General features: G+C 45.6%; 13 protein-coding genes. 12 read left to right on the top strand and 1 reads right to left on the bottom strand.

The window, feature by feature from the left end; all coding sequences use genetic code 11:
- Positions 1-249 precede the first annotated feature (249 nt).
- From C5684_RS03475 to C5684_RS09475, 3 genes are all read left to right on the top strand, one after another.
- Positions 250-495 (top strand): zinc ribbon domain-containing protein, encoded by a 246-nt coding sequence (locus C5684_RS03475; RefSeq protein ID WP_013890343.1) that lies wholly within the window; start codon positions 250-252, stop codon positions 493-495.
- Between the two features lie 240 nt (positions 496-735).
- Entirely contained in the window at positions 736-4,035 is a 3,300-nt protein-coding gene (locus tag C5684_RS03480) for an Eco57I restriction-modification methylase domain-containing protein (protein ID WP_233708644.1), read from the top strand.
- On the top strand, positions 3,933-4,607 hold the full coding sequence (locus C5684_RS09475; RefSeq protein ID WP_233708645.1) for a hypothetical protein: 675 nt from the start codon (positions 3,933-3,935) through the stop codon (positions 4,605-4,607). The genes C5684_RS03480 and C5684_RS09475 overlap by 103 nt, the downstream gene beginning before the upstream one ends.
- Before the next feature lie 694 nt (positions 4,608-5,301).
- Here the strand turns inward: C5684_RS09475 and C5684_RS03485 are convergent.
- A complete protein-coding gene (locus C5684_RS03485; RefSeq protein ID WP_104639434.1) occupies positions 5,302-6,045 on the bottom strand; it encodes a hypothetical protein in 744 nt (247 codons plus the stop codon).
- Positions 6,046-6,116: 71 nt separating this feature from the next.
- Between C5684_RS03485 and C5684_RS03490 the strand changes: the two genes are divergently transcribed.
- The 9 genes from C5684_RS03490 (at position 6,117) to yidD (ending at position 9,888) form a co-directional block, all read left to right on the top strand.
- Positions 6,117-6,602 (top strand): peptidylprolyl isomerase, encoded by a 486-nt coding sequence (locus C5684_RS03490; protein ID WP_104638560.1) that lies wholly within the window; start codon positions 6,117-6,119, stop codon positions 6,600-6,602.
- A gap of 11 nt (positions 6,603-6,613) precedes the next feature.
- A complete protein-coding gene (locus tag C5684_RS03495; RefSeq protein ID WP_104639435.1) occupies positions 6,614-6,856 on the top strand; it encodes a carbon storage regulator in 243 nt (80 codons plus the stop codon).
- Positions 6,856-7,629 carry a 4-(cytidine 5'-diphospho)-2-C-methyl-D-erythritol kinase gene (locus C5684_RS03500; protein WP_199764483.1) on the top strand — a complete coding sequence of 258 codons (774 nt, stop codon included), beginning with the start codon at positions 6,856-6,858 and terminating at the stop codon, positions 7,627-7,629. Before C5684_RS03495 ends, C5684_RS03500 begins: the two co-directional genes overlap by 1 nt.
- Positions 7,626-8,087, top strand: coding sequence for an SsrA-binding protein SmpB (gene smpB / locus C5684_RS03505; protein WP_104638562.1), 462 nt, complete (start codon positions 7,626-7,628; stop codon positions 8,085-8,087). Before C5684_RS03500 ends, smpB begins: the two co-directional genes overlap by 4 nt.
- A 29-nt stretch (positions 8,088-8,116) precedes the next feature.
- Positions 8,117-8,572, top strand: coding sequence for a TonB-system energizer ExbB (gene exbB / locus C5684_RS03510; RefSeq protein ID WP_094185710.1), 456 nt, complete (start codon positions 8,117-8,119; stop codon positions 8,570-8,572).
- Complete coding sequence (locus C5684_RS03515; protein ID WP_013890350.1) at positions 8,572-8,970, top strand: ExbD/TolR family protein; 399 nt, start codon at positions 8,572-8,574, stop codon at positions 8,968-8,970. Before exbB ends, C5684_RS03515 begins: the two co-directional genes overlap by 1 nt.
- Before the next feature lie 69 nt (positions 8,971-9,039).
- Positions 9,040-9,174: a 50S ribosomal protein L34 gene (gene rpmH, locus C5684_RS03520; protein WP_013890351.1), complete on the top strand. Its 135-nt coding sequence runs from the start codon at positions 9,040-9,042 to the stop codon at positions 9,172-9,174.
- A 7-nt stretch (positions 9,175-9,181) separates the two neighbouring features.
- Positions 9,182-9,550 carry a ribonuclease P protein component gene (gene rnpA / locus C5684_RS03525; RefSeq protein ID WP_013890352.1) on the top strand — a complete coding sequence of 123 codons (369 nt, stop codon included), beginning with the start codon at positions 9,182-9,184 and terminating at the stop codon, positions 9,548-9,550.
- The gene (yidD, locus tag C5684_RS03530) at positions 9,550-9,888 is read left to right on the top strand and encodes a membrane protein insertion efficiency factor YidD (protein WP_013890353.1); all 339 of its coding nucleotides are present in this window, start codon (positions 9,550-9,552) and stop codon (positions 9,886-9,888) included. The genes rnpA and yidD overlap by 1 nt, the downstream gene beginning before the upstream one ends.
- The last annotated feature ends 103 nt before the right edge of the window (positions 9,889-9,991 follow it).

Here is a 9,991-nt window from a genome sequence, read left to right on the forward strand (position 1 = left end):
AAGTTCTGCATGCATTTGCCCCACTTGGTCTTTTTAAGAGGAATGGTGCTAAAATCCTCCCCCCTTTAGGTTGTGCTTGGTCGGATAACTGCACAAAAGGGGTTTTTTAGAGGGTGAAGAGTTAAGCCTTTTTAAAGTGAATGACAATGTTGAGCGGATGTATTTTTGATAACGCTCCTTGGTTTTAGAGAGATTGGAGGTTGCACAGAAAAATCAAAAATCTGAGAACGGGAGCGCAAAATCAATGATTTGACTTTTAGTGAGTTTGTGGCTATCTTGGAGAGAAAAATCCAAGTGGTTAAAATAGGTTTCATCAAAAGCAATGCTTTTGTTCCCAGCTCTAAAACTTGTTCTAATTGCGGGGCACTCAAAGAGGACTTGAGTCTAAAAGATAGGGAGCGGGCATATAGTGCCCGCCAAAATTGCCCCTCTTGTGGGTTTTCTTTGGATAGAGATTTAAACGCAAGCGTGGATATTCATAGAGAGCGGGCTTAACTCTTGGAGTAGAGGCACTAAGACATGCCTAGCGGGCTAGCTTTGATGATACCTTCAATCCTCTAGCTTTGAGTGCGGGGAGTATGTCAAAAAGACACTAACCATGATAACCCTTCCAAAGTAGATTTCCTAACCCACCGCAAGCACCCTAGAGACAAAATCCCTTAGGATAACTTAGGATAACATTAAATAACCAGAGTGTGCTAAAATTCTCAAGCGATTTAGACAAAGGCTATTCCCATGTTTTACATCCACAACAACCTCTTCACCCCCTACACCCTAGAGCAAGAACTCCCCAAACTCTACAACTTTGAACAGACAAAAGAGCAAGCCCAAGAAGTCCTAGAGAAAATGACAGCCCTCAAACTGCAAAACTTTAAAACCAGCAACGAACACCAGTTTGAAGATGGCTTCATCGCCAAAGTCTTAGAACTCTTGGGCTGGGAGTATCTACGCCAAGAAGAAAAGATCATCCAAGACAAACTAGAAAAGCCCGATTTTTTACTCTTTGCTAGCCCAGAGTTAAAACAAGAATACCAAGCCCTAGACAAAGCAGAAAGATACGCCAGTAACGCCTTTTTCAGCGTGATCTGTGAGAGCAAGGCTTACAGCGTCGCCATAGATAATAAGAAAATCACCCACAATCCCCATTACCAACTTTTAGGCTATCTCAATGCGTTACGGCACAATTACGGCTTTTTGACCAATGGGAGGGTGTGGCGTTTTTATGACGCAAGCAAGCCCACTTACAATAAAGTTTTTTTTGAGATCAATTTAGAGCTCATCTTGCAAACCCAAGACTTAAAACATTTTCTCTACTTTTACCACATTTTCAACGCCGCTAACTTTGACTCCCAAGATCAAGCCCCCCAAATCAGCACCACCCTGCAAGCCAATGAGCAACACAAGAGCGCTGTCGAAAAAGATTTACAAAATCTCATCTATGGCACAGAGGGCTATGACTTCTCTTTATTTGAAGACATCGGCAAAGCCCTATACGCACGCAATCCACAAGCCACACTCAAAGAGATTTATCAAAACACCCTCTATTTTCTCTTTAGATTACTTTTTATCGCCTACTTTGAAGACAAGTTTGAGGACACGCTCAAAGCCCATAGCGGGTTTAACAAGCATTTGAGCATCCATAACATCTTAGAGTGGATAGAGAATAACCCCAACACCCACTATGGCATGGGCAAGTTAGAAGAAATTTTCCAAATCTACAATGAGGGCAATGAGAATTACGCCATGCCCTTGTTTGATGGCGGACTTTTTGAGCCTGAAAAAACCGCCCTTTTTAAAAAGGGCAAGATCATCAGCGACAAACTCTTAAAACAGATTTTAACCCATCTCCTCTACTATGGAGAATCCCAACGCGGTTACGCCACTCTAAGCGTGGTGCATTTGGGGAGCATTTACGAGGGGTTGATGTCCTACTTTTTCGCTTTGGCTGATGAAGAATTGCACTACTGCACCACACCCAAAGGGGAGGGCTATTATGACAATCACGACTACCAAAAAATCCAAAAGCAAGCCAAAAAAACCCAACACTACGCTAAGGGGCAAATTTATCTCAAAAACACCTCCAACTCTAGGAAGTCTAGCGGGAGTTTTTACACCCATGAGGACATCACCAAAAGCTTAGTAGAGCACGCCCTAGCAGGCTTGAATGATGACAATGTCCTAAACTTTAAGATTTTAGACAATGCCTGTGGGAGTGGCGCATTCTTAATAGAAGCCCTCAATCAGGCTAGTCAAAAGGCTTTAGGCTTTGAAGCCTTGCGCCCCCTCTTACAAGAGGAGATCAACACCCTAAGCGCGCAAGTGCAAGCCTATAACCCCGCCTATGAAGTCGATGAAGCGGCGATTTTAAAACGCCTGCTTTTAAAGAAAATGATCTATGGGGTAGATGTCAATCCCTTCAGCATCGAGTTAGCTAAACTCTCTTTATGGATTGATAGCTTTATCTTTGGCATGCCTTTAAGCTTTTTAGAACACCATATCAAGTGCGGGAACGCGCTCATAGGTTGCTCCCTTAAAGAGTTTGAAGGGTTTTTGACCCGAGAGGATCGCAAGAGAAACCCCAAAGACAAAACCCAAAACCTCTTTTTAGACCACCTCTTTAAAAAGCTCAAAACCCTACAAAGGCGCGCCACTCTGCTAGCCAATATCCCAGATCGCACCCAAAAGCAGATCGCCCACTCTAAAAGAATCTACCAACGCCTAAAACCCCAGCTAGACAAGCTCAATTTTTATCTCAACTTTTACAACACCCACAAGATCATGGCACTCAACCTCAAAGAGCCCAAAGAGAACAGGCAAGAAGAGAAAAGCCCCAACCCCCTTTTAGAGGCTCACCTAAAAGCCCAAGAAACATGGCGCGCCAACACGCAAGGCTTGACAATTAACGCAATGGCTGACCTAGACCAATTACACACCCCAAAGTATAAAGAGGTCAAAGCGTGCATAGAACAATACGCCCAAGAATTTAATTTCTTCAATTATGAAATCGCCTTCCCCGAATTAGTGATCGGGGGGCAATTTGGCGGCTTTAATGCCATTGTTACTAACCCCCCTTGGGAGAAAACCAAATTTGATGAAAGCGAGTTTTTTTCTAGCTTTAGAAGCGCGTATCGCACCTTTTCCCTTGCAGAAAAAGCAGATTTTAAAGCAGAAGCCCTAGCCAAAGACTACATTAAAGAAGAGTTTGACAAACAGCAAGCCAAAATCCAAACCACCAACGCCTATTACAAAGCCCATTACCCCAACAGCAGAGGGGCAGGCGATGGCAATCTCTTTAGATTTTTTATCGAGCGCAATTTGAGCCTGCTAGCTCCCCAAGCCAAGCTAGCCTTAGTGATTCCTAGCGCGCTGATGTTAGAAGAGGGGAGTTTGCACTTGAGGGCACAGATTTTAAAAGAACACGCCCTAGAGTTTTTTTATAGTTTTGAAAACCGCCAAGGCATTTTTCCTAGCGTGCATCGCTGTTACAAATTCGCTTTGCTGGGCTTGAACCAAGAAAAGAGCCAACAACCCATTAAAGCCCTCTTTTACTTAGAAAATGTGAGCGACATTGCCAAACAAAGCCCCCTTTTGATCTCCCCGACAGCTCTACTAGAAACCCCCAAATGCGCGCTTAAGGAAGTGCGTAATGCCCTAGATTTAGAGATTTTAGATCATTGTGCCTCAAAGTTTGCACGGCTTAATGAGGGGTGGTTGGATTTTAGGCGTGAGTTGGATATGAGCGGGGATAAGGATTTATTCAAACCCCAAATGTGGCTAGGTTTTCGATCCGAATTGCACATGACAGGGGATAAAGACTTGTTTAAACCCATAGACGCGCGCGCTAAAACCCAAGCAAAAGCTAAGCTTTTGCCCCTGCTAGAGGGCAAACACATCCACCAATTCAATGCAGAGTTTGCCCCCCACGCTATGGCGTGGAAGCAGAGGCACTCCAAGAGAGACTTAAAAGCAGAGAACAACACCGCGCTAAAAAGGGAGGCTACAGCGGGACGATTGCCTATGAGTATCAATATTTGAGGTTGGGGTATCGTGGGATTGCCAGCGACACCAATGAGCGAAGCCTCATTGTGAGTTTGATTCCTAGAAATTACACCGCAGGGCATAGCATGTATTTGAGCGTGCCCTACACTTACACCCCAAAGGGCATACTAGAAACGCCCCCTTTGCAAACTCTCTTTATTTTGGGTTTGTTTAATTCTTTGGTGGTGGATTTTCTCTTGCGCCTGCATTCTCAAATGAATATCAGCAAAATTTACCTCTATGAACTCCCCCTCCCACAGCCCACTCCCCAAGAGATCGCTAACAATCCCCTTTATTTGGCGATTGCCAAATCTGCCCTAGAATGCCAGCTTTATTACGATTCAGCTAACCACTTCAGTGAGCTAAAAACTCTCTTTACAACCCCTTTAGACATCCCCAAAACCCAAAAGCTTTTAAACACCAAACGCGCAGGGCTAGACATCACTATCGCCCGTGATATTTACGCCCTGAGCCGCGATCAATTCTTGCACCTGCTAGATTCATTTAGAGTTTTGCAAAACAAACAACCGGGGTTTGTGGCGTTATTAAAAGACTTGTGGGAAGAATAAGGGGAAAATTTAACCAAAATCCGATACAATGCTCCCAGTGGTAGGGTGCTCCCCCAAGCACCCTAGCTTTTAGCGCAATGGAGTCGCCAAAACCACCATTAGCACCACTAAGAACACGAAAATTTTCATGGTGATCTCCTTTCTGAGAGATCACCCGCTATCTCCCCAACCCCAAGCTTTAAATCTTGTTCTCCAAATAGGCGAAAAGGCGATCACCATCGTATCGTTAGAAGTATTATAACCAAAGAGAAAAATAAAGCGTAAAATTAAAGAAGTTATAGTACAATAATCCTAGCGCGACTGCCCCCCAAAGGGGGCGTTCGCCTTAGCGGAGGTATTGGGTGAAGAATACCATCAACGCTAGGATTATCAGCATTTGCTTCATGGTGGCCTCCTTTCTGGAGGGGCAAAGCGTCGCTTTGCTCCCACTATCCCCCCAACCCTAAGCTCTAAGTCTTATTCTCCGAATGACCCAAAGCAGACCACCATGTGCGCCATAAGCTAAAATTATAACCAAAATTAAAGGGAATCAGCACAAAATTAAGGAAGTTATGGCACAATAATCCTCGTGGTTGGGTTAGAACCACTAATACCGCTAGGATTATTAGCAACTTCATGGCGTGCTCCCTTTTGGAGCACCACCCACTCCCAAGTTGTGCTTTTGTGCCACAAACCTAGAAATTACCCTAGAGAATTAAAGCAATTTGTGTTTCTGCATGGCGCGTAAAAAGTCAGTGATCACCCCTCTTTTAATGACTTTAATTTGATTTTGCTGATCGCCAAGCATGCCCATGAAGACTCCATGCGCATCAAAAAGGGGGCGGCCCAGGGGGGTATCTTGCAAACTAGAGGGGTTGTGCAGATTTTGGACCTCAAAGGCGTTTTGAGAGCCTACTTGGGGGTAGTAGAGGGCTTTGGTGCTGGGTGTTGGGCTATGGGCTAGGAGGTTTTGGGCGTATTTTTTGTAAATGCGGGCATGGTAGTAACTCTCGGGGCGCACTTGGCAATTATCATTGGTGAAAAGATGCGTGCCCAAGAGGGAAAGCCCCCGGTTGCGATCGATGGCTTTAAGGCGTAGGCGGGCAACACAGATGAGTAAGGGCGCGCTGTCATCTTGCATTCTAGCCATGATGGTTTGGGCATACATGCCTTGATCGAACACCAAGCTAGAGGCACTCAAGTAATTCCCATTGGGCAATAAGAGCCCATAGCCTTGTTTGTAATGCCCATCGCTAAAATAGGCGGTTAAAAACGCACTGCTATAAATCCAACGCTCAGATGTGGGGGCAGATTTGGGGGGTTTTTGGGGTTTGTTTTTTTGGGGGTGTTTTTTGGGGGTGTTGGTTTTTTGAGTTGGGTGGATTAAGGAGGTGTTGATCCCCTCAGCCTGCAATGCCCCCAGTGCCAACAACCCTAAGATAACCGCCAATGCCCGCATACACGCCCCATGCTGATAAATTAAGTTGAAATCGGTAAAATGCTTGAATCTTTTAACTCTAAGAGGATTTTATGGACACACTCAAAACTTACAATCTAGAACCCCAAGTCTTAGCCACCTACAATTACGCCACAATCCACACCAATAAGGGCGTAATTAAAATCCGCCTCTTTGGCAAGGACGCGCCCCAAGCGGTGAGCAATTTTGCCACTTTGGCTAATGAGGGCTTTTACAATGGTCTGAGTTTCCACCGCGTGATCGCCGGTTTTGTCGCCCAAGGGGGTTGCCCTTATGGGAGCGGGACAGGTGGTCCGGGGCATCGCATCAAATGCGAAGTGCAAAATAACCCCCACAAGCACAAGAGGGGGGCGTTATCCATGGCGCATGCCGGGCGTGATACCGGGGGGAGTCAGTTTTTCTTGTGTTTTGCGCCCCAACCCCATTTGGATGGCGAACACACGGTTTTTGGGCAGATTGAAGAGGAACAAAGCCTCAAGGTGCTCGATTCTCTCAAACAGGGCGATGTGATGGAGAGCGTGCAAATTAGCGCAGAATAAGGCAATATAGCGTGTTGATTTTAGCCAGAAAGCTAGGCGAGGGGGTGGTGATTGGGGAGGATATTTATATCAAGGTGGTTTCCATTGACAAGGGCAATGTCAAACTCGGTTTCCAAGCCCCAGCCCATACCCTGATCTTGCGCTCTGAGCTCAAAGAAGCGGTCGCCTCTGAGAATCAAAAGGCTTCCCAAACGGTGAGCGATGAGGTCTTAGCGGGTATGGGGCAATCCATCCAACTGGGTAAATTGAAGTGATCCCCTTTAGTTTTGAGGTCTATCCTAAGATCAATGTCTTTTTAAAAATCTTGGGGTTGCATGGGGGGTATCACACCTTGATTTCTAGGCTGGTGCTGGTGAAAAACACCTTTAAGGATTTTGTATCCATCAAGACCGGATCGGCATTTGCCCTTAAGGGGGATTTTGGTTGTGCCTTGCAAGAAAACACCATTTATAAAATGCTCCAAGCCCTAAAGCAACATTTGCAAGCCAAACAAACCCCCTCCAGTCTTTTAAAACTCCTAGACACCCTCCATATTGAGGTTGAAAAGCACATCCCCACCCAAGCGGGCTTGGGCGGGGGGAGTGCGGATGCGGGCATGCTCTTAGCCCAGCTCAATAGGCGTTTAAACTTAGATTTGAGCCTGCCGGAATGCTATGCGATCGGGGCGCAGGTGGGGAGCGATGTGAATTTTTTTATCTCGGGTTTTTCTAGTGCGCATGTCTATGGTCGGGGCGAATGGGTTAGCCCCTTTGAAGAGAGCGCCCTAGAGTGGGAGATTTTAACCCCCCCAGTGTCTTGCCAAACCGCTAGGGTTTATGCGCTTTTTGAAAAGACTAGCCCCCTTGAGGGCATGGATTTACCCAGTGACCAACTGCTCAAAAAATATAATCGCAGTGCCTTAAATGATCTGCTCACCCCTGCATTAAAAGCTTATCCTAAGCTAGCACAACTTGAAAAGCAATTACCCCCCCATTGGTTTTTTAGCGGGAGTGGGAGTGGCTTTTTTACGCTTAAGGGGGGTGCTTGAAAGAGATTGCGCGCAATAAAAAGGCTTACTTTGATTATGAGATTTTAGAAAGCCTAGAAGCAGGGATCGTGCTGGTGGGTTCTGAGGTCAAGGCGATCAGGATGGGTAGGGTGAATTTAAAGGATAATTTTGTTAGGATCGTGCGCGGTGAAGCTTTTTTATTTGGCATGCATGTGGCGCACTTGGCAAATACAAACACCCACTACAGACCCGATGAGAGGCGTTCTCGAAAGTTGCTCTTGCACAAAAAGCAATTACGCAAGTGGTTTAACCAAGTGGGGCAGCAACGCCTAAGCATTGTGGCGTTGAAATTGTATTTTAATCAAAAAAACCGCGTCAAACTCCAAATTGCTTTGGTTAAAGGGAAAAAGCTTTATGACAAAAGGGAGGACATGAAAAAAAAGGCGTTAGAAATAGATGCTAAAATAGCCTTTAAAAATCACGCTAAGGGTTCTTGATGAAAGATATGATGGGTTCTTGGACTTTAATGAAAGAAATGGTGGAGTATGGGATTTTAGGGTTTTTGGCATTCCTCTCCGTGATTGTGATCGCCATTGGCATTGAGCGGGTGTGGTTTTACGCCACCATGCGGGTGGATGATTACATGGACAAACGCAAATTAGAACTGGATTTGCACCGCCGTTTAACTTTGGTGGCGACCATTGGCTCCAATGCGCCCTATATCGGTTTGCTAGGGACGGTAACGGGGATCATGCTCACTTTTATTGATTTGGGCAACACGGGTGCGGTGGATACTAAGGCAATCATGGTCGGTCTAGCCCTTGCACTCAAGGCTACGGGTATGGGCTTGATTGTGGCGATCCCCTCTGTGGTGATTTATAACATGCTGGTGCGTAAAAGCGAAGTCATCATGACCAAGTGGGACATCTACCACCACCCCGCTACGGAGGAAAACTCCTATAACCGCTTGGATATAGACTGATGAAAAAAATAGACTCCATGAATGTCGTCCCCTTTATCGACATTATGCTCGTGCTCTTGGTGATCGTGCTCACCACCGCCTCTTTTGTGCAAACCTCCAAGTTGCCCATCAATATCCCCAAAGTGGATAAGAGTTCGGATAATGCCCAAGATGTGCTGAATAAAAAGCAAGTCAATATCGCCATCTCCCACAAAGGCGAGTTTTACCTAGACAAACGAAAAGTGAGTTTTGAGGCGCTTAGGCGCGCTGTGAGAGGCTATGCCAAAGACACGCCCATTATTTTACAAGGCGATAAAAATAGCAACTTGGATAGTTTTGTCAAGGTGGTGGATTTGTTGCAAACCAACCACTTAAACCAGCTCTATATTTTGGTTGAGGATAAGAACAAAAACCCGTGATTTTAGATAGTTTTTAGAGAATTTAGGCTAAAATGCTCCGATATTTTTTGCTTTTTTAAAGGATTTAAGATGAAGCGCACCTACCAACCCCACAACACCCCCCGCAAGCGCACACATGGTTTTCTAGTGCGCATGAAAACCAAGAATGGGCGCAAGGTGATCAATGCTAGGAGAGCAAAGGGTCGCAAACAACTCGCCGTTTAGTTGTTGAGTGCAATCGTTAAAAACAACCCGACAATTCAGCTATGTCTATAAAAAGGGTTTTAAAAAACACCACCCGCTTTTTGTGATGCATTGCTTGCACTTGGACCAGCATGGTGTTTTTTTCAACCACCCCCCTACCTCCCTACTGGGTTTGAGCGTTTCTAAAAAAGTGGGGAATGCGGTTTGCCGTAATTTGATCAAGCGGCGCGTGCGCGCAATCCTAAGGCATGCACCCATAGAAAAACAAGCCATTGTGTTTGTGGCTAAAGTGGGTATTGACACCTTGAGTTACCCAGAGTTAAAAGAACAGATACTGGCTCGTTTGGCAAAGCCCCTCAAGCCCAAGAAAAAACATGGCTCTTTTAGCCCCACTTGATGCCCATGCGCGCCTTTTGCCTTAGACTTTTGCACCTCTATAGGTATTTTTCAGTTTTCAAGCCCGTTTCTTGCCGTTATTACCCCACTTGCTCGGCTTATGCCCTCTGGCTTATACATTGTGAGAGTCTCCCTAAAGCCCTCTATAAAATTGCCAAACGCATTTTATCCTGCCACCCCTACACTGCTGGCGGGATTGCCTACCCCATTGGCTCTAAGCCTATCCAACCCATGTTTTGCGCCCCTAAAGAAGTTACCTTGCTGTATTTCTTAGTGCCCTTAAACCCTAAAACCCCCTCCCCTTACTACATCCTCAAGGTCCATAGTGAAAGACAATAATTTAAAACTCATTCTAGCCGTTGCGCTCTCCTTTATTTTTTTAACCATTTATAGCTATTATTTCCAGCAACCCACTCCCAAACCTAGCCCCCCCCAAAACACC

It is taken from the genome of Helicobacter bizzozeronii, from assembly GCF_900196775.1.
GTDB lineage: Bacteria > Campylobacterota > Campylobacteria > Campylobacterales > Helicobacteraceae > Helicobacter > Helicobacter bizzozeronii.

Excerpts from the sequence above, each read along its gene's own strand:
- C5684_RS03480 (WP_233708644.1), top strand. The coding sequence starts at position 736 with ATGTTTTACATCCACAACAACCTCTTCACCCCCTACACCCTAGAGCAA.
- C5684_RS03485 (WP_104639434.1), bottom strand. The coding sequence starts at position 6,045 with ATGCGGGCATTGGCGGTTATCTTAGGGTTGTTGGCACTGGGGGCATTG.
- C5684_RS03490 (WP_104638560.1), top strand. The coding sequence starts at position 6,117 with ATGGACACACTCAAAACTTACAATCTAGAACCCCAAGTCTTAGCCACC.
- exbB (WP_094185710.1), top strand. The coding sequence starts at position 8,117 with ATGAAAGAAATGGTGGAGTATGGGATTTTAGGGTTTTTGGCATTCCTC.
- C5684_RS03515 (WP_013890350.1), top strand. The coding sequence starts at position 8,572 with ATGAAAAAAATAGACTCCATGAATGTCGTCCCCTTTATCGACATTATG.
- rpmH (WP_013890351.1), top strand. The coding sequence starts at position 9,040 with ATGAAGCGCACCTACCAACCCCACAACACCCCCCGCAAGCGCACACAT.
- yidD (WP_013890353.1), top strand. The coding sequence starts at position 9,550 with ATGCCCATGCGCGCCTTTTGCCTTAGACTTTTGCACCTCTATAGGTAT.